Origin of the sequence: Serratia sp. CY47444 (assembly GCF_052168635.1) — a bacterium.
Taxonomy (GTDB): Bacteria; Pseudomonadota; Gammaproteobacteria; order Enterobacterales; family Enterobacteriaceae; genus Serratia; species Serratia bockelmannii.
On record NZ_JBJNMH010000001.1, the window covers coordinates 283,210 to 307,241 of the forward strand.

Here is a 24,032-nt window from a genome sequence, read left to right on the forward strand (position 1 = left end):
AAATAAATTGTCTTTAAACGGTCAAAACAATTTATTGCCACTGCATCTCATTCGGCGAGGAAATACGCCATTGACGATTTATCACCCGCCACACAAACGCGATAAAGCCACGTTCAAACCCTCTGTTAGACTTTTTCCCATTACTGCGAAAGTGTGCTTTCGCGGCTTTGTGAGCAATGAAAAGGTAATGTCGATGATAACTACAGATGGTAATAACGCAGTCGCTTCCGTGGCCTATCGCACCAACGAAGTGATTGCCATCTACCCTATCACGCCAAGTTCCACCATGGCGGAGCAAGCAGACGCTTGGTCCGGCGATGGCCGGCAAAACATCTGGGGCGATACTCCGCGGGTGGTGGAAATGCAGTCTGAGGGCGGCGCGATCGCCACCGTGCACGGCGCCTTGCAAACCGGCGCACTGTCGACTTCGTTCACTTCATCGCAGGGTCTGCTGCTGATGATCCCGACGCTGTACAAACTGGCCGGAGAGCTGACGCCGTTCGTGCTGCACGTCGCCGCCCGCACCGTAGCCACACACGCGCTGTCGATCTTCGGCGACCATTCGGACGTGATGGCGGTGCGCCAAACCGGCTGCGCCATGCTGTGCGCCAGCAACGTGCAGGAGGCGCAGGACTTCGCGCTGATCTCACAGACCGCCACTCTCAACGCGCGCGTGCCGTTTATCCACTTCTTCGACGGGTTCCGCACCTCGCACGAAATCAACAAGATCGTGCCGCTCAGCGACGATACGCTGCGCCAAATGCTGCCGCAGGCGGCGATCGACGCTCACCGCAGCCGGGCGCTGTCGCCCGATCATCCGGTGGTGCGCGGCACTTCCGCCAACCCGGACACCTATTTCCAGTCGCGCGAAGCCACCAACCCGTGGTATGACGCCACCGGCCAACACGTGATCGACGCCATGGCGGCCTTCGCCGCCCTCACCGGCCGCCACTATCGGCCGTTCGACTATTACGGCCACCCGCAGGCCGAGCGCGTGGTGGTGGTGATGGGATCCGCCGCCGGCACCTGCGAAGAGGTGATTGACACCCTGCTGGCCCGCGGCGAGAAAGTCGGCGTGCTGAAAGTCCGGTTGTTCCGGCCGTTCTCCGCCAAATACCTGCTCGGCGCGCTGCCGGACAGCGTGCGCAACGTCGCGGTGCTCGATCGCACCAAAGAACCGGGCGCGCTGGCCGAACCGCTGTATCTGGACGTGATGACCGCGCTGGCGGAGGCCTACAGCCGGGGTGAGCGCGCCACGCTGCCGCGGGTGATCGGCGGCCGTTACGGCCTGTCGTCGAAAGAGTTCGGCCCGGACTGTGCGCTGGCGGTGTTTCGCGAGCTGGCCCAGCCGCAGCCGCGCCCGCGCTTTACCGTCGGCATCTTCGATGATGTCACCGGGCTTTCACTGCCGCTGAGCGACGAAATCCTGCCGCAGCGCGCCTCGCTGGAAGCGCTGTTCTACGGTTTGGGCAGCGACGGTTCGGTCTCGGCCACCAAGAACAACATCAAAATCATCGGCAACGCCACGCCGCTGTATGCGCAGGGCTATTTCGTCTACGACTCCAAAAAGGCCGGCGGCCTGACGGTGTCGCATCTGCGCGTCAGCGAGCAGCCGATCAATTCGGCCTATCTGGTCAGCCAGGCGGATTTCGTCGGCTGCCACCAGCTGCAGTTTATCGATAAGTATCAGATGGTTGAACGTCTCAAACCCGGTGGTACCTTCCTGCTCAATACCCCTTACGGCGCCGACGAGGTCTGGTCACGCTTGCCGCAGGAGGTACAGGCGCTGCTGCATCAACGCCAGGCGCGTTTCTATATCATCAACGCCGCCAAGCTGGCGCGCGAATGCCGGCTCGGCGCGCGCATCAACACCGTAATGCAGATGGCGTTCTTCCACCTGACGCAGATCCTGCCGAGCGACGTGGCGCTGCAACAGCTGCAGGATGCCATCGCGCGCAGCTACAGCAACAAGGGCCAGGAGATCGTCGAGCGCAACTGGCAGGCGCTGGGCGCCACCCGTGGCGCACTGATTGAAATTCCACTGCAGCCGGTCGACGACAGCAGCCCGATGCGCCCACCGGTGGTCTCGGACGCCGCGCCGGACTTCGTCAAAACCGTTACCGCCGCGATGCTGGCCGGGCTGGGCGATGCGCTGCCGGTTTCCGCCTTCCCGCCGGACGGCACCTGGCCGGTGGGCACCACCCAGTGGGAAAAGCGCAACATCGCCGAAGAGATCCCGGTCTGGCAGCCCGATCTGTGCACCCAGTGCAACCACTGCGTCGCCGCCTGCCCGCACTCCGCCATTCGCGCCAAAGTGGTTCAGCCGTCGGAGATGGAACACGCCCCCGCTTCCCTGCAGTCTCTGGATGTCAAATCACGCGATATGCGCGGCCAGAAATACATACTGCAAGTGGCGCCGGAAGATTGCACCGGCTGTAACCTGTGCGTCGAGGTCTGCCCGGCGAAAGATCGCCAGAACCCAGAGATCAAGGCCATCAACATGGCTTCGCGCCTCGATAATCTGACGGCGGAAAAAGACAACTACGACTTCTTCCTGCAGCTGCCGGAAATCGATCCAGCGCAGCTGGAGCGCATCGACATTCGCACCTCGCAGCTGATCACGCCGCTGTTCGAATACTCCGGCGCCTGCTCCGGCTGCGGCGAAACGCCGTACATCAAGCTGCTGACCCAGCTCTATGGCGACCGTTTGCTGATCGCCAACGCCACCGGCTGTTCGTCGATCTACGGCGGCAACCTGCCGACCACGCCGTACACCACCAACGCCGAAGGGCGCGGGCCGGCGTGGGCCAACTCGCTGTTCGAAGACAACGCCGAATTCGGCCTGGGCTTCCGTCTGACGGTCGATCAACATCGCGCACGGGTGCTGCGCCTGCTGAATTCGCTGGCGCCGCAGCTGCCGGAGCAGTTGGTCAATGCCCTGCAGATGGAAGATGTGGCGCCGGAGCCGCGCCGTAAGCAAATCGCCGAATTGCGCACGCTGCTGGCGAGTATTGAAGGTGAAGACGCACGCCAGCTGGCGGCCGACGCCGATTACCTGGTCGATAAATCCATCTGGCTGATCGGCGGGGACGGCTGGGCCTACGACATCGGCTTCGGCGGGTTGGATCACGTCCTCAGCCTGACGGAGAACGTCAACGTGCTGGTGCTCGACACCCAATGCTACTCCAACACCGGCGGCCAGCAGTCGAAAGCCACGCCGCTCGGCGCGGTGACCAAGTTCGGCGAGCACGGCAAGCGCAAGGCGCGCAAGGATCTGGGCGTCAGCATGATGATGTACGGCCATGTCTACGTCGCGCAGATCTCGCTGGGGGCGCAGCTTAACCAAACGGTGAAAGCAGATTCAGGAGGCCGAGGCCTATCCGGGCCCGTCGCTGATCATCGCCTACAGCCCGTGCGAAGAACACGGCTACGATCTGGCGCTCAGCCACGATCAGATGAAACAGCTGACCGCCACCGGCTTCTGGCCGCTGTACCGCTTCGATCCGCGCCGCAGCGCCGAGGGCAAGGCCGCGTTAGCGTTGGATTCGCGGCCGCCAAACAGCAACCTGTCGGAAACGCTGCTGAAAGAACAGCGTTTCCGCCGCCTGAACGCGCAGCAGCCGGAGGTGGCCAGCGCGCTGTATCAGGCCGCCGAGAAAGAGCTGAAGGAGAAATACGATTTCCTCAGCCTGCTGGCCGGTAAGGCGGAAAAGTCCGCTGCTGAGTAACCTCCCTCAGGGCGCGAGCGATTCGCGCCCTGATGCTTTTCCTTCTATTCTCATTGCCATTGCGCAGAAACCAAAGGAAGCCAAAGAACGCATGGAAATCATCATCTCAGATCGCAGCCATTCGGAAGCATTGGTCGATATCATCATCGAAATGGAAGAATATTATTTCGGCCCCGACGTGATAAAACGCCAAGAGGTGCTCCCTTACCTCAATAACGCCATGTTTGGCCCCTACTCAGGCATTACTGTCGCCAGTGCTTGGTCACAAGGTAAGGTCTGCGGATTTTGTACCTTTTGCATCATGCACCCCGCCCCTAAGCTCAGCGGTCAAATGTTTATGAAAGAGCTGTTCGTCAGCCGCACTGCCAGAGGGTTGGGCGTAGGCAAGGCAATGATGAGTTTTATCGCAACCATTGCGCTCGAACATGGCTGTAGCCGCCTGGACTGGACAGCTGAAAAGTCCAACCCCAACGCCGGGCTTTTCTATCGCCAGCTGGGCGCCGACGAAATCGCCGCCAAACAGTACTTCCGTCTGGAAAACGACGCATTGCGCGCTTTCGCTCGATCCTATGGTGAGACATTCACGTAGACCCTCTGCTGCAAAGACGATCGTTGGGATCACTCAATAAAACCTGCTGGTATTCATCGCTACAATCCGTACCATACAGACCTCGCGTCGGGTGCGTGGCGGCTGGATGATGAATAATGATCAAAATCGGCCGGTTGAATGGTAAACTCGCGGTCTACAACGCCATGCCCCTAGTGCCCCCTATTGAGAATGAGCACGATTTAAATGTCAGAAAAGCAATCCGTTAGCCAAAAAGAGCAGTACAACCTGAACAAATTGCAAAAGCGCCTGCGCCGCAACGTGGGCGAAGCGATCGCCGATTTCAATATGATTGAAGAAGGCGACCGCATCATGGTCTGCCTGTCCGGCGGTAAAGACAGCTACACCATGCTGGAGATCCTGCGCAACCTGCAGCAGAGCGCGCCGATCAACTTCTCGCTGATCGCGGTGAATCTCGATCAGAAACAGCCCGGCTTCCCTGAGCATATTTTGCCTGCCTACCTGGAAAGCCTGGGGGTGGAATACAAGATCGTCGAAGAGAACACCTACAGCATCGTCAAAGACAAGATCCCGGAAGGCAAAACCACCTGTTCACTGTGCTCGCGCCTGCGCCGCGGCATTCTGTACCGCACCGCCACCGAACTGGGTGCCACCAAGATCGCGCTGGGCCATCACCGTGACGACATTCTGCAGACGTTGTTCCTCAACATGTTCTACGGCGGCAAGATGAAAGGCATGCCGCCCAAACTGATGAGCGACGACGGCAAGCACGTGGTCATTCGCCCGCTGGCCTATTGCCGCGAGAAAGACATCGAGCGTTTCTCGATCGCCAAAGCGTTCCCGATCATTCCATGCAACCTGTGCGGCTCGCAGCCTAACCTGCAGCGCCAGGTGATCGGCGATATGCTGCGTGACTGGGACAAACGCTATCCTGGCCGGCTGGAAACCATGTTCAGCGCCATGCAAAACGTGGTGCCTTCGCACCTGAGCGATATCAATCTGTTCGATTTCAAGGGCATTCACCACGGGAGCGCCGTGGTAGACGGCGGCGATTTGGCCTTCGATCGCGAAGACATCCCGATGCAGCCGGTCGGCTGGCAGCCGGAAGACTCGGACGACGCGATACCTGCGCCAGAACGTTTGAACGTGCTGGAAATCAAATAAGCCCCCTCGCCGCTTGCCATCCTGCGAGCGGCGACATTTCCCTTTCTCGACGATCTCGATCCTGTTCACAGTTTGCGCAAAATTTACTCGGCAGTGCCGTTTTTACCCTATACTGTTTATTTATACAGTTATATGGAGATCGCGCAATGAATATTACCCCCTGCCTGTCCCACATCTCGCTGGGCTCCAACGATTTCGAGGCCGCCGCCGCCTTTTACGATCGTGCGCTGGCCGCCTTGGGATGCCGACGGGTGCTGGAGCATCCCGGCGCCATCGGTTACGGCCGCGACTACCCGGAGTTTTGGCTGCAGGTGCCGATCGACGGCCGCCCGGCCTCACCCGGCAACGGTACGCACGTCGGTTTTTTCGCCACCAGTAAGCAACAGGTGGATGAATTCCATCGCCAGGCGCTGCTGGCCGGTGCCGTCGATGAAGGCGCGCCCGGTTCGCGGCCGCATTACGGTGAGGCTTACTACGGCTGCTTTGTCCGGGATTTGGATGGGCACAAGATTGAAGCCAGCTTCTGGGATGAAAGCGCGGCCTGAAGAAGAAGGGAAGCCGAATAAAAAAATGCCGGTGATTAAACCGGCATTGTACGAATCAAATGTGCTATGCAGTAATTCAAAAATAAGAAAGTAAGACAATTATGGAGCGCAACGCCCATCGCTTGACGTTGCATTCACCTGCGAGAGAGATCATGCCCCATTTCCCCCGGCTAAATGTTGATTTTGCTCAATGTTAACCGGGTTTTCGTCATTTTCACCTACAGCCAGCGGCTGCGCTTCAGCCACCAGGCGACGCCAAGCACCAACCCGACCAACATCAGGCAAAATGCCGCGAAACCGAAGGGGTTGCCGCCGCCCGGTATGCCGCCAAGGTTGACGCCAAACAGCCCGGTCAGGAAGGTGGTAGGTAAAAAGACCATCGCTAACAATGACATGGTGTAAGTGCGGCGGTTCATCGCGTCGGCCATCACCGTGGTGATTTCGTCGGACAAGATAGCGGTGCGCGCGATGCTGCCGTCCAGATCGTCCAACCCGCGCCCCAGGCGATCGGCGATGTCCTGCATGCGGCGGCGATCGTCGTCGCTCATCCACGGCAGGCGGTCGCTGGCCAGCCGTGCGAAAACGTCACGCTGCGGCGCCATGTAACGGCGCAGCACGATAAGCTGTTTACGGATCAACGCCAGCTGACCACGCTCCGGCACCTGCTGTTCCAGCAAGGCGTCCTCCAGATCGATAATCTTGTCGTGCAGATCCTCAATGAATTCGCTGGTGTGATCGGTCAACGCATCGGAAATCTCCACCAGCCAGTTGCCGCTGTTGGTCGGCCCGGCGCCGCTTTGCAAATCGTTCACCACCTGATCGATGGAATACACCTTGCGGTGCCGCGTGGAGATAATCAGTTTATCGGTGATGTACACACGGATGGTGACCAACTGGTCCGGCCGTGAGTTGGCGTTGAAGTTGATGCTGCGCAGGGTGATCATGGTGCCTTCGCCCTGGCGGCTGACGCGTGGCCGAGAGCTTTCGCCGGAGAGCGCTTCGCGCACCGAGTCCGGCAGCAGCGGCGTGGTGCTCAGCCATTCGGCGCTGGCCGGGTGCGCGTAATCAAGATGCAGCCAGCACGGCGCGTCGCAGGTGATCTTGTCATCTTGCTCGATCGGCGTGACGCCGCCCTTGCCGTCCAGCTGGTAGGCGTAAACCGCATCGGCGATCTGCAGCTCGCTCCCCTCAATCACATCCATTCATTTATCCCCTCAGTCTTGCTTATGTTGCAGAGTCTAGCGTTAACACCTTGGAGATCAAAGGCCAAGCTGTAACGGCAGTTTTCACCAGGGGCTAAAAGCCTGCTCTATACTTCAGGCGAAGGAACACCTGAGGACACGTGAAGAGCAACGATGATGGAAAGTGCAAACGCAAAACATTGTTCAGCTAACCGGGTGACTCTGCGTCGCCTGCTCTGCAGCGCAGTCGCGGCAATGCTGTTCACCAGCCAACCGCTGCACGCGGAGCCGATGCTGGAGCACGTCGCCACCCCGTTTCGCGTCGCGACGGCGGCGGGCGATGTGACTTACTTTGTCGCCCATGAGCACAGCGCCCAGCCGCGTACCGCACTGGTGGTGATGCACGGCCACCCACGCGATGTCGCCAAGACGTTGCAAGCGGCGATCGATGCCGCGCAGGAAGCGGGAGACAATGGCTTATTGGTCGCCCCGCTGTTCCAGGTGCCGGAGAAACTTGCCGTTCATTGCCATTCCGCCGGGCTCCCGTCACCGCAAGACGGCGATGCCCTGTGGCGCTGCGGCTCCTGGATCGCAGGCGATTTGGATAATAGCGGGAAAACCGGTTCGTTCAACGCCCTGGATAACCTGCTGGCCGATCTGAAACGGCGCTGGCCATCGCTGCAGTCGATAACCGTGGCCGGTTTTTCCGCCGGCGCCCAGTTCGTGCAGCACTATGTCGGCTTTGCCCATCCGCCAAACGGGGTGCGTCTGCGCTATGTGGTGGCCGATCCCGGCAGCTGGCTCTACTTTGAGAATCTGCGTCCTCAGCCCACAAGCTGGGGAAGCTGCGGCAGTGAAACAACCTGCCGCTTCCGTTGGCAAACGCTGAACGCCGGCCAGTGTCCACGGGCCAACCAGTGGAAATACGGCCTGGAAGCGCTTCCCGTTCATCTACAGCGCCCCGCAGACACGGCGCGCCGGCGCTACGCCGCAGCCGATATCACCTATCTGGCTGCCGCCGAGGATACCGGCACCGCGCCGGGCGCCTACTATCGGATACTCGACAAATCCTGCGCCGCCCAGCTGCAGGGCCCCTACCGGTTGCAGCGCGCCCTGGCCTATGCCGACTATGACCGGCGTTACCTGGCGCCGGATAAGCCGCATCGGTTAACGATCGTTCCCGGCTGCGGGCACAACGTCGCCTGCGTCTTTCCCGCCCCGGCGGCCAGGCAGGCGCTTTTCCCGATTAATGCAGACTAATAATAACGGTAATGAAATAAACCATTGCCGATAAATCGGACAATATCGCCGATAAAGCACTGGTAATGCCGTTATTATTATGACTTAACATATTGCTATCACTTTTAATTCAAAATGATAATAATAAATCAACATAAAGCTGTTTCAGCGCAAATTTTAGGGGCATATACTTTTCTCACTACGAGGAGGTAGTTATGTTACGCGACCATTTAAAAATAAACGCCAGCGATACGCTGGAAAAAATCAGCAATATCCATTTGCAAAACCAGGGGCAGGAAGAGATCAGTGAATTCGTGGTAAAAAACGCCGCCGGCCTGCAGATTGGCAAGGTCTCCGTCCACGATCGTTTCAGCACTCGCCGCTCTTATCCCACCAGCTATCGCATCACCCAAACCGACATGAGCGGCCGTGTGGTGGTGGATGCCATGCGGGACTGTCTATAAGCGTAACCGCTCTCTGAAATAGCAAAAAATAATGTGATGATGGCAACCCTGTTTATTATTAAACGGGGTTTATCGCGTGGATAAATTAATTACCTTCTTCATTTAACCGTCAATAAAAATAAATCCCCCGCGTTACGCGGGGGTGAAAATAAGCCCAATCAGTGTTTGATAATATACATCGTTTGGCTATAGGCCACGTCTTCCGGATTGGTGATCGGGTAGCCTTTTACCCACGGTTTGATCAGGCGGCCGTTGGTGTACTGGTAGATCGGCGCGATCGGTGCCTGATCGGCAATGATTTGCTCCATCTTGTTGTAATCGGCGGTCACCGCCGCCGGGTTGGTTTCCCGCCCCGCCTGCGCCAGCAGCTTGTCGTAGTCCGCGTTCTTGAACTTGGCAATGTTGCCGCTGTGGGTAGAGGTCAACAGCGACAGGAAGGTCGACGCCTCGTTATAGTCACCTACCCAGGAGGCGCGGATCACGTCGAAATTACCGGTATTACGGCTGTCGATATAGGTTTTCCACTCCTGGTTTTGCAGCTTGACGTCAATGCCGAGCTTTTTCTTCCACATTGAGGCCACGGCGATGGCGATCTTCTGGTGGCTTTCCGAGGTGTTATACAACAGCGTCAGCTTCAGCGGGTTGTTCGGGCCGTAACCGGCCGCCTGCAACAACGCCTTGGCCTGCGCATCCAGCTCCGCCTGCGATTGCTGTTGCAGCAAACTCGCCTCCGGTTTGAACCCGGCAGTCACGTCCGGCGTGAAGTGATAGGCAGGCTTTTCGCCGGTGCCCAGCACTTTTTCCGCGATAATCTTGCGATCGATGGCGTAGGACAAGGCCTGGCGCACCCGCACGTCGTTGGTCGGCGCGCGCTGGGTGTTGAACGCGTAGTAATAGGTGCCGAGCTGATCCGGCGTGTACACCTGCCCCGGAATATCTTTCAGCAGCTTCTGATACATGTTTTTCGGGAAGGATTCGGTGATGTCGATATCGCCCGCCAGGTAACGCTTGGTGGCGTTGGATTCCTGATTGATCGGCACGAAGGTCACTTTGGTCAGCACGGTTTGCGCATGATCCCAGTAATGATCGTTAGGCGTCAGCACCAGCTTCTCGTTCACCACCCGCTCTTGCAGTTTGAACGCGCCGTTGCCCACCAGATTGCCGACCTTGGTCCAGTCGTTGCCGTATTTTTCCACCACCGCCTTATTCACCGGGAACAGGCTGAAGTTAGCCGTCAGGCTGACGAAGTACGGCACCGGCTTGTCCAGCTGTACTTTAAGCGTATAGTCGTCCGGCGCCGACACGCCCAAGCGATCGGCCGGCAGTTTGCCGCTGATGATCTGCTCGGCGTTCTGGATCCCCGCTAACTGCGCGAACCAGGCAAACGGCGACAGGTTTTTCGGTTCGACCAGCCGCTGCCAGCTGTAGACGAAATCCTTCGCCGTGACAGGGTCACCGTTTGACCACCGCGCATCTTTGCGCAGATGGAAAATATAAGTCTGGTTATCGCTGGTCTGCCAGCGCGTGGCGACGCCGGGGATCACTTTCCCATTGGCGTCCTGATTGACCAGCCCTTCGAACAGGTCGCGCGCCAGCTGGGCCTCCGGCAGGCCTACCGCTTTAATCGGATCGAGCGAGGCCGGTTCGTCTTTAATGTGGCGCACGATTTCCTGTTTGGCCGCCAACGCGGTGCCCGGGGGAACCTGCGCCGCCATAGCGCTGCTCATACAGGCGCCGATCGCCGCCGCGCAAAGCGCCAAACGAAAACCCCGTTGCATTTTTCTTCCCGTCATTATGATTTACCCCCGTTAACCCTCTGAATTTTTTATCATATAGCACAAGATCCGTCCGGCCTAGCGCTCACGGCCGAGAAGTTGCAAAAAGTGCGATTCAGGCAATAAAAAACCCGTGCGGCGCAGGGCGGCACGGGCGGTGTTTGCAGCGGCGACCGTCAGTCGTACAGGTGGATGCTGTTGATGCGGTAGCTGAACTCTTCACCCTCTTCTTCATCGAACACGGTGAAAAAGCCTTTCTCGGCCAGCGGACGGGCCGAGATATCGGTTTTTTGCAGCTGGCGCGCGTCGGCGTCGTCGTAGCCGTAGTCGAGGTAGAAGACATCTTTTTGGTAATCGATATGCAGGGTGAACGGATAGTTCGATTCGTCCCCGCGCCCGTCGTCATTTTTCACCACGCCGAACCATTCCCCCTGACGGATCTGGTTTTCAGCATCCACGCCGCACAGCAGCGTGATGGTGTCATTTTCATTTTCGCTATAGCTGGCGATGATTCTGGCTACTGGCATGTTAAATCCTCTTGCGGGTGATTGGCTTAGCTCTGCCGTTAGTATAACAACAGCGTCAGGCCAGGTGCGGTTTAATTGGCGTTTTCACCGCCGCGGCGTCACAGATTGCGCAAACGTCGCACAATTGCGATGGGAAAGATGCCTCAAAGCGTAATACACTGAATAAAATGACAATGACTCTCGACCTTTAATCCAGGGACAACACCATGACCGAACATCGACCACGCAGTGAACGTGGCCAGTTGGCCATCGCAGGAGAGAACTACGGCAGCTCGCTGCTGGGCGCGCCGCTGCTCTATTTCCCGGCGGCGATCAGCGGCCCGGAGACCGGGCTTATCATCGCCGGCACCCACGGCGATGAGAGCGCCGCCATCGTGACCCTGTCTTGCGCGCTGCGCAGCATCGCCCCCGAACGACTGCGTCACCACGTGGTGCTGGCGGTCAACCCCGACGGCTGTCAGCTGGGGCTGCGCGCCAATGCCAACGGCGTCGATCTGAATCGCAACTTCCCGGCCGCCAACTGGCGCTCCGGCGATACCGTCTACCGCTGGAACAGCGCGGCGCCGGTGCGCGACGTCAAGCTCTCCACCGGTGGGCGCCCCGGTTCCGAACCGGAAACCCAGGCGCTGTGTCATCTGATCCATCGTCTGAAGCCGCACTGGGTGGTGTCGTTCCACGAACCGCTGGCCTGCATCGAAGATCCCGCCAGCTCGCGGCTCGGCGTTTGGCTGTCGCACAAGTTCGAACTGCCGCTGGTGACCAGCGTCGGCTATGAAACGCCCGGTTCGTTCGGCAGCTGGTGCGCAGATCTGTCGCTACCGTGCATCACCGCCGAATTCCCGCCGATCTCCGCCGATGCCGCCAGCGAGCGCTACATCGACGCGATGATCGAGCTGCTGACCTACCCGAATTAATCCCTACGGGGCGATATCGACGATCGCCCCGCATTCGAACGCCAGACCCGGTTCGACGTCCCGCGCCAGCCAGGTCGGGCCGTCCAGATCGACGAAGCGCGCCGCCGGCGCCAGCGGCAAGGCGGCGGATATCGCCCGTGACGTGCACAACATGCAGCCGAGCATGATGGCGAACCCTTGTTCGCGCGCGGCCTGCGCCAGCGCCAGCGCCTCGGTCAAGCCGCCGGTTTTGTCCAGTTTGATGTTGACCATCTGATAGCGTTGCGCCAGCCGCGGCAGATCGGCGCGGGTGTGGCAGCTCTCATCGGCGCAGATCGGCAGCGGATGAATAAAGTGTTCCAGCGCGGCGTCATCACCGGCCGGCAGCGGCTGCTCCAGCATCGCCACGCCGAGATCGGCCAGCAGCTGGCAGCGCGCCGCCAGCCCTTCCGCCTGCCAGGACTCATTGGCGTCGACGATCAGCGTCGCCTGCGGTACCGCGGCGCGGATCGCTACCAATCGTTCGCTGATATAGTGATCGTCGAGTTTGATCTTCAACAGCGTGGCGCCCTGCTGCTCCAGTTCACGCGCGGCGAAGGCCATCGCTTCCGGCGTGCCAATGCTGACGGTCTGCGCCATACGGATATGCGCCGGGGCCGTCACGCCGCTGCGCTGCCACAGGCTCTGCCCGTGCAGGCGGCACTCCAGATCCCACAGCGCCGAATCCAGCGCGTTGCGGGCGGCGCCCGCCGGCATCTGCACCAGCAGCTGTTCGCGGGTCATGCCTTGTGCGATCGCCGGCGCCATCTCTGCCAGCTGTGCCATCACCGATTCCTCGCTCTCGCCGTAACGCGGGTACGGCGTACATTCACCGGTGCCGCGCACGCCCTGCTGTTCGATTTCGACCACCACCACCCGGGCTTCGGTGCGGCTGCCGCGCGCAATCACGAAGGCAGTATGCAGCGGCCAGGCTTCCGGGTAAAAACGCATGTCTCTCATAACGGCTCCTGAGCGAAAACTGCGCATTCAGCCAGGCTGATGCGCCGGTGATGTTTTATAGAACAGCCTAATATATACAACTATTTAGCAAACTTTGATATCCAATCCGCCCCGGTTGTCATAAACTGGCGCCAGGGTGTGAACCTGATGTTAAATGCCGTTGCCGGCGCGCCGTTTCATCAGGTTCATACCCTTTGTATAAACACCTGTAAAAGGAATCTAGCAATGACTCAGACAGTACATTTTCAAGGCAATCCGGTCAGCGTAGCAGGCAAACTGCCACAGCAGGGCGAACAGGCCAAGGCCTTCTCGCTGGTTGCCAAAGACCTGTCAGACGTGGCGCTGAGCAGCTTCGCGGGTAAACGCAAAGTCCTGAACATCTTCCCAAGCATCGATACCGGCGTCTGCGCGACGTCGGTGCGTAAATTCAACCAGCTGGCCAGCGGCCTGGATAACACCGTGGTGCTGTGCATCTCCGCCGATCTGCCGTTCGCGCAGTCTCGCTTCTGCGGCGCGGAAGGCCTGAGCAACGTGGTTACCCTGTCTACCCTGCGCGGCGCCGAGTTCAAGCAGGCGTACGGCGTCGAAATCGCCGAAGGCCCGTTGGCAGGCCTGACCGCGCGTGCGGTCGTGGTGCTGGATGGCCAGGACAACGTGCTGTACAGCGAGCTGGTGAACGAAATCACCACCGAGCCTGACTACGACGCGGCGCTAGCTGCGCTGAAATAACAAAGCCGGCGAACGCCGGCTTTGGAAACCCGTTAAAGGCGCCGCAAGGCGCCTTTTTTATTCCTCGCCCTCAACGCCGCCTTTGCGGCTGCTCAGGCCATACTCGCGCAGCTTGTTGGCGATGGCAGTATGGGAAACGCCCAGCCGCTTCGCCAGCTTGCGGGTGCTGGGATAGGTGCGATACAGGCGCGTCAGCACCGAGCGCTCGAAACGCTTGCTGATGTCGTCCAGCGAGCCGTCCAGCACCTCGTCGCCCAGCGACATCTCCACCTCGAACTCCGGCAACACGATATCCTGTGGCCGCAGTTCGTAGCCTTCAGTTTGCGTCAGCGCGCGGTAGATGGCGTTTTTCAGCTGGCGCACGTTGCCCGGCCAGCCGTATTTGCTGAGGAAACTGCCCAGATCGCTCGCCAGCTTGGGCCGCGCCACGCCTTGCTCATCGGCGAAGCGCGCCACGAACAGTTCGGTCAGCGGCATGATGTCCTGCGGACGTTCGCGCAGCGGCGGGATGGAGATGGTCAGTACGTTGAGGCGATAATAGAGATCTTCGCGGAATTCGCCGCGCTGCACCAGCTCGGTAAGGTTTTTCTGGGTGGCGCAGATCACGCGCACGTCGACGTGCACCTCATGCTCTTCGCCAACGCGGCGGAACGTGCCGTCGTTGAGGAAACGCAGCAGTTTGGTCTGCATGCGCGGCGACATTTCGCCGATCTCATCCAGCAGCACCGAACCGCCGTTGGCCTGCTCGAAGAAGCCCTTCTTGCCTTCCAGCGCGTTGGGATAAGCGCCCGGCGCATGGCCGAACAGTTCGCTCTCCACCACGTCATCCGGCAGTGCGGCGCAGTTCAGCGCCAGGAACGGCTGTTTGCCGCGCGGGCTGCGCAAATGGCAGGCGCGGGCCAGAATATCCTTGCCGGTACCGGTATCGCCGACGATCAGCAGCGGCGCATCGAGCATCGCCAGCTTGCGCGCCTGCTCCAGCACGTGACGCATCTTGGCGCTCACCGCCACGATGTGGTCGAATTCGGTATCGTCATTCACCGATAGATTTTGCAGCTGGCGGCCCATGCGCGCGGTGGACTTCAGCATCACCACCGCGCCGACCGCGGCCGCCTGCTGCTGTTCGTCTTCCAGATAGATGGGCGTGATGTCCATCAGGAAGTCCTGGCTGCGGATCACCACCCGCTCGGAGTGCGGCGCCGTATGCTCGCTCTCCAGCCAGCGGCTGAAGTTATAGCCGCCGATCAGCGCCCCGGCGGTCTGGTTGCGGATCTTGTCTTCGTTCAGGCTGAACAGCGCCTGCGCCGCCGGGTTGGCCAGCTCGACCTTGCCCTTCATGTCGATAGAGAACACCGGTTCCGGCATTGATTCCAGCAGCGCACGCAGCGCGCGATGTTCGCGTTCGGAAGGCATAAAGCTGACGGTGCGCACGTCTGTCACGCCGGCGATGCGGCGGATCTCCGCCATCAGGGCGCGGAAAGTATCGAAATCCAGCTGGGAGAAATTGAGGTAAATGCGGCCGATGGGATCGATTTCGATGCCACGTAAGTCAATGCTGCGCGATACCAAAAGATCGAGTAATTCTCGAGTGAGACCGAGGCGGTCTTCGCAAAATACTTCCAAACGCATCAGTGTTGGCCTTATCTCTGCAGGTGCGGGGATCGTTGACGATGATGATACTCCCTCGCACCGGGCGGTAGAAGCGATCTGTCAGCAAAAGTTGACAGAACTCTGATTTATTGCCGTGGTTGCTGATTTTAAACGCAAGCGGATAACAGCATCGGCGTCATTTTAGCCTACAAACAGAGAGTTATCACAATCAGAATTAATTTTGCAGAGATTTATCACGCAATCACAGGGGGATCGACTGTCGTCAAGTCTCGATTACGTCCGGCGTCGGTGCCGTTGAGAAAACGGCGCTCCTGGGAGCGCCATCGCGGGGTTATTTGGCCTTGCCGTCGCTCTTTTTCAGCGTGTCTTTCAACTGGCCGATCAGCTGGCTGCGGAAATCGCCAAGCTTCGGCTTTTCCCCCTCCAGCCACGGCAGCGGGCGGCACAGCTCCATCGCCTTGATGCCCAGCCGCGCGGTCAATAACCCGGCGCCGATACCCTGCGCCGCACGCGCCGACAGCCGCGCCGCCAAATCCTGCGACATCCAGTCCATGCCCACTTCACGCACCAGTTCAGAGGCGCCGGCGAAGGCGATGTTGAGCAGCACCAGGCGGAACAGACGAATGCGGCTGAAGTAACCCAGTTCGATGCCGTACAGCGCCGCGATGCGGTTAATCAAACGGATGTTGCGCCAGGCGATAAACGCCATATCCACCAGCGCCAACGGGCTGACGGCAATCATCAGCGTCGATTCGGCGGCGGAGCGGCTGATTTCGCGCCGCGCCTGGTTGTCGAGCACTGGCTGTACCAGCTTGGCGTACAGCTCCACCACTTCACGGTCATTTTGGGTTTCATGCAACGAGGCCTGCCAGCGCTGCAACGCCGGATGCCCCTGATCCAGCCCGGCCTGACGCGCCAGCTTCTCGCAGAATTCGCGCCCTTGCCCCAGCCCGTGGCTGTGCAACAGCTCGCGCGCCACGTCGCGCTCTTCCGCGCGCTGGCGCAGCCGATACAAACGCCGCCATTCGGTGACCACCGAACCGACGCCGGCGAACACGATCAGGCCGCCGGCCACGCCGCCGCCCATGGCGATCCAGTCCTGCTGCACCCAGGCGGTATGCACCCACTGCACACCCTGCGCCACCACGCTGACGCCGAACAGCGCCAGCCCGGCGGTGACCATTTTGCGCCACAGGCTGCGTTTAGGTTTCAGCGCGGCATTAATGATGCCTTCGGCGCGCCCTTCTTCCTCTTCCTGCTGCAGCTCCGGCGCCGCCGGAAAGAAGCTTTCTGCCTGTTCGGCATCGAAAGCGACGCCGGCGCGCAACGCCGGCTCCTGCGGCGGCTGCAGCGGCTCGTCAAAATCGATACGCGGTTTGATCGGCTCGCTCATCGCAATTTGTCTCCCAATAAAAACTCCATCACTGCATCCAGGCGGATGTGCGGCAACGGGCTGTCCACGCTCATGGCGCGCGGACGAAACTCATCGAAGTGGAACCCCTGGTTCTGCCAGAACGCCGGCCCCGGCAGGCGGGCGGGCACTTCGCCGGGGAACACCGTCAGCGGCGCGCCGTCGCTCAGGCGGTTGCCCTTCAATGCCGGAATGCGTTGCCCCTGGTGATCGACGATGCCGCTCTCGGTCGCCTGCACCGAGGCCAGGCCAACGCAATCCATGCTGATGCCCTCGAACGCCGCGTTCTGCCACGCCTCTTGCACCAGCTGCTGCAGCAATGACACCAGATTGGCGTGCTGATCGGCGGTGATATGGTCCGCCTTGGTGGCGGCGAACATCAGTTTGTCGATGGTCGGCGAGAACAAGCGGCGAAACAGCGTGCGTTTGCCGTAATGGAAGCTCTGCATCAGTTGGGTCAGCGCCAGACGCATGTCGTTGAACGCCTGCGGGCCGCTGTTGAGCGGCTGCAGGCAGTCGACCAGCACGATTTGCCGATCGAAACGGACAAAATGCTCTTTGTAGAAGTTTTTGACGATCGACTGGCAGTAGTAGTTGAAGCGAGCGCGCAACATGCCGATGTTGGTGTGTTTGTCGGCCTGCGCCAGCTTCGATTCGCCGATCGCGGCCACGTCGGGCCACGGGAAAAACTGCAGCGCCGGCGCGCCGGCCATGTCGCCCGGCAGCACGAAACGCCCCGGCTGAATGAAGTGCAGCCCTTCGCTTTTGCAGCGCAACAGATAATCGGTGTAGGCCTGGGCGATCGCCGCCAGCCGGTTTTCGTCGGCCGGTGCCAGCGGATCGCACGCCTTGCACAGCTCAAGCCAGGGCTTGGCCCATTCGGCGCGTTCGCCCTGCAGCAGCCCGGTCATCTGGCGCGACCAGGCCAGGTAATCCTGTTCGAGCATCGGCAGATCCAGCAGCCATTCACCCGGATAATCGACGATCTCCAGGTACAGCGTGGAAGTGTCTTTGAAGTGCCGCAGCAGCGAGTCGTTGGAGCGGTAACGCAGCGCCAGCCGGATTTCGCTGACGCCGCGCGTCGGCGTCGGCCAGGTCGGCGGCGTGCCGTACAACTGCGCCAGCCCTTCGTCATAGGTGAAACGCTGGATGCCGAGATCGCGCTGTGGGATGCGTTTGACGCCCAGCAGGCGCTCTTCGCGCACCGGTGAAAACAGCGGCATGCGCGCGCCGCTGTGCACATGCAGCAGTTGATTGACAAAGGCGGTGATAAAAGCGGTTTTGCCGCTGCGGCTCAGGCCGGTCACCGCCAGGCGCAGATGGCGATCCATTCCGCGGTTGACCAGCGAGGTTAACTCATTTTGCAGTCGTTTCATTGCTCTCCTTGACGTAACGCCCGAATGCCTTGTTCAGGCCTTTACGGAACAGTGGTTCCAGCACCAGCGCCAGCACGACGCGCACCGGTTTGCGGCCGACGGTCTTCAGCAACCAGCCGGCGGCGCCCGCCGGGCCATAGTTCAATAACGCTATGATGATGACTTTAGCCAATGTCTTCAACATTGCCGCCGCTCCTCGTTTAAATCCACCCGTTCTGGCGGTGTTTGCAACATCGATTTTATTCATGACAATGCCCTCCGGCACAAGAGATTAAGGTTACATTCAACGGGATAACGGCGGCGAAGATGCCCGGCCTGCGCAGGCCGGGTATCGCAAGAAGGGTTACAGCTTGCGGAAACGGCTCTGTACGCCGAAGGTATCGGACGTCACGTAGCGCTCGACCTGACGCAGCTGCTGCTCGCCGCTGCCCAACTCATACTCCAGCTGATCGAGCAGCTGGCGCGGCGTCTTCTGATGCTCGCCTTCGAAACGGCTGGCCGGCGCTTCATCCAACACGAACACCAGCGCGATATAGGCCACCAGCGTGAAGAAGAACAGCCCGAAGAACAGCGACAGCACCACCATCACGCGGATCAGTCGCACCGGTACGTCGAAATAGTGCGCCAAACCGGCGCAGACGCCTTTCACCATGCCTTCTTCGGGAACGCGATAAAGCTTTTTACTGCCCAGCGTCGTGCTCATCAGGACTGTCTCCAGTTCGGGTGTTCCGCATCGAGGATCTCTTCCAGCGCCTGAATGCGTTCACGCATGCGTTTGGCGTCTTCCGCCAGCTGCGCCAGGCGCTGCATTTCTTGCTGACTCAGCTGGATGCCGGTCTGCTGCCGATTGCTGTAATGCAGCCAAAGCCAAATCGGCGCGACAAACAGCACGAAAATTGTCAGCGGAATGGCAAGTAATAAAGCACTCATTGTTATTCCTTCTTATCGGGTCCTGGATAGGCGGCCACCTCCGGCGTGTGGCCGCGGTTCGCCTTACTCTGAGCGGTTCATTTTGGCTTTCAGCGCCGCCAGTTGCTCACTGATGGCGTCGTCGGCTTTCAGCTCGGCAAACTCTTGGTCCAGCGACTTCTTTTTACCGATGCTGATGCTTTCCGCTTCGGCTTCCATGTGGTCGATGCGGCGCTCGAACTGTTCGAAACGCGCCATCGCCTCATCCAGCTTGCCGCTGTCGAGCTGGCGGCGCACGTCACGAGAAGAAGACGCGGCCTGATGGCGAAGCGCCAGCGCCTGCTGCCGCGCGCGGGTTTCGGTCAGCTTGTTTTCCAGCTCGCCGATTTCGCTCTTCATGCGCGCCAGCGTTTCTTCTACGGTCGCCACTTCCTGCGTCAGCGTAGCGATCAGATCGGCCACCTTTTGTTTTTCGATCAGCGCCGCACGGGCCAAGTCTTCTTTATCTTTGCGCAGCGCCAGTTCGGCTTTTTCCTGCCAGTCACTGACCTGGTTTTCACCCTGCTCGATGCGACGCAGCAGCTGCTTTTTCTCCGCCAGCGCACGCGCCGACGTAGAGCGAACTTCAACCAGCGTGTCTTCCATCTCTTGGATCATCAACCGCACCAGCTTTTGCGGATCTTCCGCCTTGTCCAGCAGGGTGTTGATGTTGGCGTTCACGATGTCGGCAAAACGAGAAAAAATACCCATAATTCACTTCCTCTTGGTTCTGATGGCGTCTGAAGCGCCGCGTTAAGTCGTACAGCTTGCCCAAAGAGATAATCAAAACCCGTGCCAACTTTTATTTCATTGAAAAAAAACAACTCTTTATTTTTGACTCTCTGCGCGCTTGCTGTAGAGTGATTATTTTCACCAAACATTGGCGAATTTCATCATGAACGAACAGCCAGAGAATTTGTTGGGCGAGGCAAACGCCTTTGTCGAAGTCTTGGAGCAAGTCTCCCAGGTGGCAAAGCTGAACAAGCCGGTGCTGGTGATCGGCGAACGCGGCACCGGCAAGGAGCTGATCGCCCACCGCCTGCACTACCTCTCCAACCGCTGGCAAGGGCCGTTCATCTCGCTTAACTGCGCGGCGCTGAATGAAAACCTGCTGGACTCCGAGCTGTTTGGCCACGAGGCCGGCGCGTTTACCGGTGCGCAGAAACGCCATCTGGGGCGCTTCGAGCGCGCCGACGGCGGCACGCTGTTCCTCGATGAGCTGGCGACCGCACCGATGCTGGTGCAGGAGAAATTGCTGCGGGTGATCGAATACGGCCAGCTGGAACGCGTGGGCGGCAGCCAGCCGCTGCGGGTGGATGTGCGCCTGGTGTGCGCCACCAACGACGATCTGCCGGCGCTGGCGGCGGCGGGCAAATTCCGCGCCGATCTGCTAGATCGGCTGGCGTTCGACGTGGTGCAACTGCCGCCACTGCGCCAACGGCGGCCCGATATCATGCTGTTGGCCGAGCATTTCGCCATTCAAATGTGCCGCGAGCTGGGGCTGCCGCTGTTTCCCGGCTTTACCGAGCATGCCAGGCGAACGTTGCTCGAGTATGGCTGGCCGGGCAACGTGCGCGAACTGAAAAACGTGGTGGAGCGTTCGGTCTATCGCCACGGCGACAGCGACAGCCCACTGGATGAGATCGTCATCAACCCGTTTGCGCCACGCGAGGCCACGCCGGTCGCGCCCATTCCTGAAGACGCCGGCGCGTTACCGCCGCTGCCGTTGGATTTGAAACTCTGGCAGCTGGAGCAGGAGAAGGCATTGATCGAAGCGGCGCTGCAGCACGGGCGGTTCAATCAGCGCAAGGCGGCGCAGCTGCTGGGGCTCACCTATCATCAGCTGCGCGGTATGCTGAAAAAGCATGCGCTGCTGCAAAACGGCGAAGCGGACGAGGAATAACAGGCAAAAAAAAAAGCCAGCACCCGAGCTGGCTTAAAAAACACTGGAAGCAATGTGAGCAATGTCGTGCCTTCCACATCAGAGCCGCAAACTGTGGCCTTCCGTGAACTGCCAGGCGATGATAATAGTTATCAGTATCGTCTGTAAAGCACTTTGTTGAGAATTTTTCTCATTTCCACACGAAGATTGCGCAATTACCACTCAGGGAACGGGTCTGCCATGTCCAGCCAATAGTCCACGCCGGCGGCCATTTCATCGTCGCTCAACAGGCAGTCGTCCAGCAGACGCACGATCGTCGCCTGCTGCAAATGCTGGCCGATAAACACCAGCTCCTGGCGCATGTCGCCGAACGGTTCCACCCATTTCTCCTGAATATGCGCCCGCGTTTCGGGATCCTGTGGCCAGTTGTCTTGCGGGATGGCGCGCCAAAAGGTGCCCGCGAGGCCATAATGGGCGATGCCGCCCGCCTGGCTCCACTGCCCGGCCTGCCGCGGCCGCGTCGCCAGCCAGAAGAAGCCCTTCGACCGCAGCAGCTTGCCGCCTCCCCAGTCGCCGTTGATCACGCGGTAGAACTTGTCTGGCGCAAACGGCCGCCGCGCCTGATAGACAAAGCTACTGATGCCGTAGCTTTCCGTTTCCGGCACGTGTTCGCCACGCAGCTCTTTCAGCCAGCCGGGTGCCTGCTGAGCCTTTTCAAAGCTGAAGCTGCCAGTATTCAGCACTACCTCCAGCGGCAGTTTGCCCGGCGCGATCGGCACAATGCGGGCGTCGGGGTTCAGGCTGGCCAGCAGCGCCATCACTTCGCCCTGCTGGGTTGGCGTCAATAGATCGGTTTTGCTGACCAGGATCACGTCGCAGAATTCGATCTGCTCAATCAACAGGTCCGCCACGCTGCGCAGATCGTCCTCGCCCAGGCTTTGACCGGCCTCCTGAAGGCTTTGCGCCTGCTGATATTGCTGGATGAAATTCACCCCGTCGACCACCGTCACCAGGGTATCCAGCCGGGCGAACTGCGACAGACTTTCCCCTTCTTCATCCTCGAAAGTAAAGGTTTCCGCCACCGGCAGCGGTTCGGAGATGCCGCTCGATTCGATCAGCAGATAATCGAAGCGCCCGTCCTGCGCCAGCTCGCGCACCGACACCAGCAGGTCTTCGCGCAGCGTACAGCAGATGCAGCCGTTGCTCATCTCCACCAGCTTTTCCTGCTGGCGATCGAGGTGCACTTCATTCTCCACCAGCGCGGCGTCGATATTCACCTCGCTCATGTCGTTGACGATCACCGCCACGCGCATGCCCTGCCGGTTGTTCAGGATGTGGTTCAGCACCGTGGTCTTGCCGGCGCCGAGAAAGCCGGAAAGCACGGTCACGGGAAGTTGTTTCATGAGAGCCTCACTAAAATTCATTGCGCAATGCCTGGTAACCACGCACCAGCTCGACGTTGGTGGCGGCCACTTCTTCCGAAAACTGCAGCGCGCCGCGATCGACCTGGCGATAGCGCGACAGGTCGCTGTCCGGCCCCACGCGCTCGGTCGAGGGGATATAGCGGTTTTCCGGCAGCGTTACGCCGTCCACCACCGCGTTGTAACGCACCACGCAGCCGGACTGGATGTGGCAGTTGAACAGCACGCTGTTGAAACCGATAAACACCCGATCGTCGATGCGACACGGGCCGTGGACGATGGCGCGGTGGGCGATCGAGCTGTAACGGCCAATGGTGACCGCCGCCCCGCTCTTGGAATGGATCACCACGCCGTCCTGAATATTGGAGTGCGAGCCGATGACGATCGGCTCCATGTCGCCGGCGGCGTTCAACTCGTCGGCACGGATCACCGCATACGGCCCGACGTAGACGAAATCTTCGACGATCACCCGGCCGCAAATAATGGCGGTGGGATCGATGTAGGCCAGCGGCGAGACCTGCGGCAGATGGCCGCTGGGATTTTTACGCAGCATGGTGTTCTCCCCGCCAGCTCAGCTCCGCCACCGCATTGTGGGCATGCAGGCTCTCCTGATGCTCGACGCGCAGCGAAAAAGCGCGGTAGTCGCACTGGCTGCGCAGCATGCCATACAGACGGCGCGCCGCGTCCTCACAAAACATCAGGTTCTGACCGTTGGCCAATGCGAAAGCCTGTTCGTCGCGGCGTTTCACCAGCGTTTGTACCGGCGTGCCCAGCGCGTGTTCGATGCGGTCAATCAGTTTCACCGGTTCGAACGCCCGTTCATTCTCGGGCGTCACGGTGATCCAGGCCCAGCTGCGTTGGCTGTGGGGCGTGGCCGGCATACCTTGCTCCAGCAGCCACTCGCTCACCTGCCGTTGGCTGACCCGCTCCGCCGCCTGTTCGAAATCAAACTGGAACTGTTGTTGCGCCAGTTGGCGGCTGAGCGCCGCAGAACTCGGGCAGGTAGAGGAATAAGGTACGCCGACGGTCAGCGCCAGCGTCAGCGTGTCCGTCAGGGTGGCCTCGATGCGCAGCGGGTAAGCCTTCCAGCCGCGCTGCGGCGACAGCAACGCCGCGCGCGACAACAGCAGCTCGCCGCTGAGCGTCAGGCTGGCGCGATCGCTGTGTTCCGGTTGTGAATCCAGAAAGGCTTGCAGCGTTCGGCCGATGCGCTGCGGCGTCAGCTCGCCCTGCGTCAATTCGTCCAGCGCCAGATACAGGCGCGACATGTGAATACCGCGTTCGCCCGCCGCTTCGGCGCGCAGGTTGATGCCGGCGTCGACTTTGGCCATCAGTGGCTTGCCGGCCAGTTCCAGCGGCAGTGCGATCCCTTGCATCCCGACCCAATCGAGCCCGACATCACTCATTTCGCCGCGCCATGCCTGAGCATCCGGCAGCGAACGGCGTGGTGGAAGTGCAACTTCGTTCATACATCCCCTTGCGTTATTGTGACTTTGCCGGGGAACGGTAACATGATTTTGTTATGTTATAACATATCAAATAAGATTTTTTTCACGCCGTTGAGCGGCCTG

General features: G+C 59.9%; 22 protein-coding genes and 1 pseudogene. 9 read left to right on the forward strand and 14 right to left on the reverse strand.

Annotation, left to right across the window (positions count from 1 at the left end; all coding sequences use genetic code 11):
- The first annotated feature begins 193 nt into the window (after positions 1-193).
- The 4 genes and pseudogenes from nifJ to ACJ8IL_RS01275 all read left to right on the forward strand — a co-directional run bounded on the left by nifJ (position 194) and on the right by ACJ8IL_RS01275 (position 6,005).
- A pseudogene (gene nifJ / locus ACJ8IL_RS01260) lies at positions 194-3,728 on the forward strand (pyruvate:ferredoxin (flavodoxin) oxidoreductase).
- Between the two features lie 91 nt (positions 3,729-3,819).
- Positions 3,820-4,317, forward strand: a complete 498-nt coding sequence (locus tag ACJ8IL_RS01265; protein ID WP_147823855.1) for a GNAT family N-acetyltransferase — start codon at positions 3,820-3,822, stop codon at positions 4,315-4,317.
- A 204-nt stretch (positions 4,318-4,521) separates the two neighbouring features.
- The gene (gene ttcA, locus ACJ8IL_RS01270) at positions 4,522-5,460 is read left to right on the forward strand and encodes a tRNA 2-thiocytidine(32) synthetase TtcA (RefSeq protein WP_025302988.1); all 939 of its coding nucleotides are present in this window, start codon (positions 4,522-4,524) and stop codon (positions 5,458-5,460) included.
- 146 nt (positions 5,461-5,606) lie between these two features.
- Positions 5,607-6,005: a VOC family protein gene (locus ACJ8IL_RS01275; RefSeq protein ID WP_025302989.1), complete on the forward strand. Its 399-nt coding sequence runs from the start codon at positions 5,607-5,609 to the stop codon at positions 6,003-6,005.
- Between the two features lie 218 nt (positions 6,006-6,223).
- Here ACJ8IL_RS01275 and zntB read toward each other — a convergent pair whose 3' ends face one another.
- Positions 6,224-7,207: a zinc transporter ZntB gene (zntB, locus tag ACJ8IL_RS01280; RefSeq protein ID WP_025302990.1), complete on the reverse strand. Its 984-nt coding sequence runs from the start codon at positions 7,205-7,207 to the stop codon at positions 6,224-6,226.
- A 153-nt stretch (positions 7,208-7,360) separates the two neighbouring features.
- Between zntB and ACJ8IL_RS01285 the strand changes: the two genes are divergently transcribed.
- Positions 7,361-8,446 carry a hypothetical protein gene (locus ACJ8IL_RS01285; protein WP_442516305.1) on the forward strand — a complete coding sequence of 362 codons (1,086 nt, stop codon included), beginning with the start codon at positions 7,361-7,363 and terminating at the stop codon, positions 8,444-8,446.
- Between the two features lie 194 nt (positions 8,447-8,640).
- Positions 8,641-8,889, forward strand: coding sequence for a hypothetical protein (locus ACJ8IL_RS01290; protein ID WP_004930507.1), 249 nt, complete (start codon positions 8,641-8,643; stop codon positions 8,887-8,889).
- A gap of 158 nt (positions 8,890-9,047) precedes the next feature.
- Here ACJ8IL_RS01290 and ACJ8IL_RS01295 read toward each other — a convergent pair whose 3' ends face one another.
- Together ACJ8IL_RS01295 and ACJ8IL_RS01300 are read right to left on the reverse strand one after the other, a co-directional pair.
- Positions 9,048-10,682: a peptide ABC transporter substrate-binding protein gene (locus tag ACJ8IL_RS01295; protein ID WP_049205471.1), complete on the reverse strand. Its 1,635-nt coding sequence runs from the start codon at positions 10,680-10,682 to the stop codon at positions 9,048-9,050.
- 158 nt (positions 10,683-10,840) lie between these two features.
- Entirely contained in the window at positions 10,841-11,191 is a 351-nt protein-coding gene (locus ACJ8IL_RS01300) for a hypothetical protein (protein ID WP_025302994.1), read from the reverse strand.
- Positions 11,192-11,397: 206 nt separating this feature from the next.
- Between ACJ8IL_RS01300 and mpaA the strand changes: the two genes are divergently transcribed.
- A complete protein-coding gene (mpaA, locus tag ACJ8IL_RS01305) occupies positions 11,398-12,105 on the forward strand; it encodes a murein tripeptide amidase MpaA (RefSeq protein ID WP_043143634.1) in 708 nt (235 codons plus the stop codon).
- A 3-nt stretch (positions 12,106-12,108) separates the two neighbouring features.
- On the opposite strand, the gene ycjG is transcribed toward mpaA, so the two are convergent.
- Positions 12,109-13,083, reverse strand: a complete 975-nt coding sequence (gene ycjG, locus ACJ8IL_RS01310; RefSeq protein WP_043143636.1) for an L-Ala-D/L-Glu epimerase — start codon at positions 13,081-13,083, stop codon at positions 12,109-12,111.
- A 225-nt stretch (positions 13,084-13,308) separates the two neighbouring features.
- On the opposite strand from ycjG, the gene tpx reads away from it, so the two are divergent.
- Positions 13,309-13,812: a thiol peroxidase gene (gene tpx, locus ACJ8IL_RS01315; RefSeq protein WP_004930536.1), complete on the forward strand. Its 504-nt coding sequence runs from the start codon at positions 13,309-13,311 to the stop codon at positions 13,810-13,812.
- A 57-nt stretch (positions 13,813-13,869) separates the two neighbouring features.
- Here tpx and tyrR read toward each other — a convergent pair whose 3' ends face one another.
- The 7 genes from tyrR to pspA form a co-directional block, all read right to left on the reverse strand.
- Complete coding sequence (gene tyrR, locus ACJ8IL_RS01320; protein ID WP_197834418.1) at positions 13,870-15,441, reverse strand: transcriptional regulator TyrR; 1,572 nt, start codon at positions 15,439-15,441, stop codon at positions 13,870-13,872.
- A 313-nt stretch (positions 15,442-15,754) separates the two neighbouring features.
- Positions 15,755-16,816: a YcjF family protein gene (locus ACJ8IL_RS01325; protein WP_004930545.1), complete on the reverse strand. Its 1,062-nt coding sequence runs from the start codon at positions 16,814-16,816 to the stop codon at positions 15,755-15,757.
- The gene (locus ACJ8IL_RS01330; RefSeq protein ID WP_127145967.1) at positions 16,813-18,210 is read right to left on the reverse strand and encodes a YcjX family protein; all 1,398 of its coding nucleotides are present in this window, start codon (positions 18,208-18,210) and stop codon (positions 16,813-16,815) included. The genes ACJ8IL_RS01325 and ACJ8IL_RS01330 overlap by 4 nt, the downstream gene beginning before the upstream one ends.
- A complete protein-coding gene (gene pspD, locus ACJ8IL_RS01335) occupies positions 18,191-18,457 on the reverse strand; it encodes a phage shock protein PspD (RefSeq protein ID WP_025302999.1) in 267 nt (88 codons plus the stop codon). The genes ACJ8IL_RS01330 and pspD overlap by 20 nt, the downstream gene beginning before the upstream one ends.
- Before the next feature lie 96 nt (positions 18,458-18,553).
- A complete protein-coding gene (gene pspC / locus ACJ8IL_RS01340) occupies positions 18,554-18,913 on the reverse strand; it encodes an envelope stress response membrane protein PspC (protein WP_004930552.1) in 360 nt (119 codons plus the stop codon).
- Positions 18,913-19,140 (reverse strand): envelope stress response membrane protein PspB, encoded by a 228-nt coding sequence (gene pspB / locus ACJ8IL_RS01345; RefSeq protein ID WP_004930553.1) that lies wholly within the window; start codon positions 19,138-19,140, stop codon positions 18,913-18,915. Before pspB ends, pspC begins: the two co-directional genes overlap by 1 nt.
- A gap of 63 nt (positions 19,141-19,203) precedes the next feature.
- Positions 19,204-19,869 carry a phage shock protein PspA gene (gene pspA / locus ACJ8IL_RS01350; protein WP_025303000.1) on the reverse strand — a complete coding sequence of 222 codons (666 nt, stop codon included), beginning with the start codon at positions 19,867-19,869 and terminating at the stop codon, positions 19,204-19,206.
- Between the two features lie 184 nt (positions 19,870-20,053).
- On the opposite strand from pspA, the gene pspF reads away from it, so the two are divergent.
- Complete coding sequence (gene pspF / locus ACJ8IL_RS01355; RefSeq protein WP_049277123.1) at positions 20,054-21,061, forward strand: phage shock protein operon transcriptional activator; 1,008 nt, start codon at positions 20,054-20,056, stop codon at positions 21,059-21,061.
- A 194-nt stretch (positions 21,062-21,255) separates the two neighbouring features.
- On the opposite strand, the gene zigA is transcribed toward pspF, so the two are convergent.
- The 3 genes from zigA to folE2 are packed head-to-tail and all read right to left on the reverse strand — an operon-like array spanning position 21,256 to position 23,930.
- On the reverse strand, positions 21,256-22,443 hold the full coding sequence (zigA, locus tag ACJ8IL_RS01360) for a zinc metallochaperone GTPase ZigA (RefSeq protein ID WP_025303002.1): 1,188 nt from the start codon (positions 22,441-22,443) through the stop codon (positions 21,256-21,258).
- Positions 22,444-22,453: 10 nt separating this feature from the next.
- Positions 22,454-23,014, reverse strand: coding sequence for a carbonate dehydratase (locus ACJ8IL_RS01365; RefSeq protein ID WP_025303003.1), 561 nt, complete (start codon positions 23,012-23,014; stop codon positions 22,454-22,456).
- Entirely contained in the window at positions 23,004-23,930 is a 927-nt protein-coding gene (gene folE2, locus ACJ8IL_RS01370; protein WP_197810807.1) for a GTP cyclohydrolase FolE2, read from the reverse strand. The genes ACJ8IL_RS01365 and folE2 overlap by 11 nt, the downstream gene beginning before the upstream one ends.
- Positions 23,931-24,032 lie beyond the last annotated feature (102 nt).

Coding starts and splice junctions, on each gene's coding strand:
- ACJ8IL_RS01265 (WP_147823855.1), top strand. CDS start 3,820: ATGGAAATCATCATCTCAGATCGCAGCCATTCGGAAGCATTGGTCGAT.
- ttcA (WP_025302988.1), top strand. CDS start 4,522: ATGTCAGAAAAGCAATCCGTTAGCCAAAAAGAGCAGTACAACCTGAAC.
- ACJ8IL_RS01275 (WP_025302989.1), top strand. CDS start 5,607: ATGAATATTACCCCCTGCCTGTCCCACATCTCGCTGGGCTCCAACGAT.
- zntB (WP_025302990.1), bottom strand. CDS start 7,207: ATGGATGTGATTGAGGGGAGCGAGCTGCAGATCGCCGATGCGGTTTAC.
- ACJ8IL_RS01285 (WP_442516305.1), top strand. CDS start 7,361: ATGATGGAAAGTGCAAACGCAAAACATTGTTCAGCTAACCGGGTGACT.
- ACJ8IL_RS01290 (WP_004930507.1), top strand. CDS start 8,641: ATGTTACGCGACCATTTAAAAATAAACGCCAGCGATACGCTGGAAAAA.
- ACJ8IL_RS01295 (WP_049205471.1), bottom strand. CDS start 10,682: ATGACGGGAAGAAAAATGCAACGGGGTTTTCGTTTGGCGCTTTGCGCG.
- ACJ8IL_RS01300 (WP_025302994.1), bottom strand. CDS start 11,191: ATGCCAGTAGCCAGAATCATCGCCAGCTATAGCGAAAATGAAAATGAC.
- mpaA (WP_043143634.1), top strand. CDS start 11,398: ATGACCGAACATCGACCACGCAGTGAACGTGGCCAGTTGGCCATCGCA.
- ycjG (WP_043143636.1), bottom strand. CDS start 13,083: ATGAGAGACATGCGTTTTTACCCGGAAGCCTGGCCGCTGCATACTGCC.
- tpx (WP_004930536.1), top strand. CDS start 13,309: ATGACTCAGACAGTACATTTTCAAGGCAATCCGGTCAGCGTAGCAGGC.
- tyrR (WP_197834418.1), bottom strand. CDS start 15,441: ATGCGTTTGGAAGTATTTTGCGAAGACCGCCTCGGTCTCACTCGAGAA.
- ACJ8IL_RS01325 (WP_004930545.1), bottom strand. CDS start 16,816: ATGAGCGAGCCGATCAAACCGCGTATCGATTTTGACGAGCCGCTGCAG.
- ACJ8IL_RS01330 (WP_127145967.1), bottom strand. CDS start 18,210: ATGAAACGACTGCAAAATGAGTTAACCTCGCTGGTCAACCGCGGAATG.
- pspD (WP_025302999.1), bottom strand. CDS start 18,457: ATGAATAAAATCGATGTTGCAAACACCGCCAGAACGGGTGGATTTAAA.
- pspC (WP_004930552.1), bottom strand. CDS start 18,913: ATGAGCACGACGCTGGGCAGTAAAAAGCTTTATCGCGTTCCCGAAGAA.
- pspB (WP_004930553.1), bottom strand. CDS start 19,140: ATGAGTGCTTTATTACTTGCCATTCCGCTGACAATTTTCGTGCTGTTT.
- pspA (WP_025303000.1), bottom strand. CDS start 19,869: ATGGGTATTTTTTCTCGTTTTGCCGACATCGTGAACGCCAACATCAAC.
- pspF (WP_049277123.1), top strand. CDS start 20,054: ATGAACGAACAGCCAGAGAATTTGTTGGGCGAGGCAAACGCCTTTGTC.
- zigA (WP_025303002.1), bottom strand. CDS start 22,443: ATGAAACAACTTCCCGTGACCGTGCTTTCCGGCTTTCTCGGCGCCGGC.
- ACJ8IL_RS01365 (WP_025303003.1), bottom strand. CDS start 23,014: ATGCTGCGTAAAAATCCCAGCGGCCATCTGCCGCAGGTCTCGCCGCTG.
- folE2 (WP_197810807.1), bottom strand. CDS start 23,930: ATGAACGAAGTTGCACTTCCACCACGCCGTTCGCTGCCGGATGCTCAG.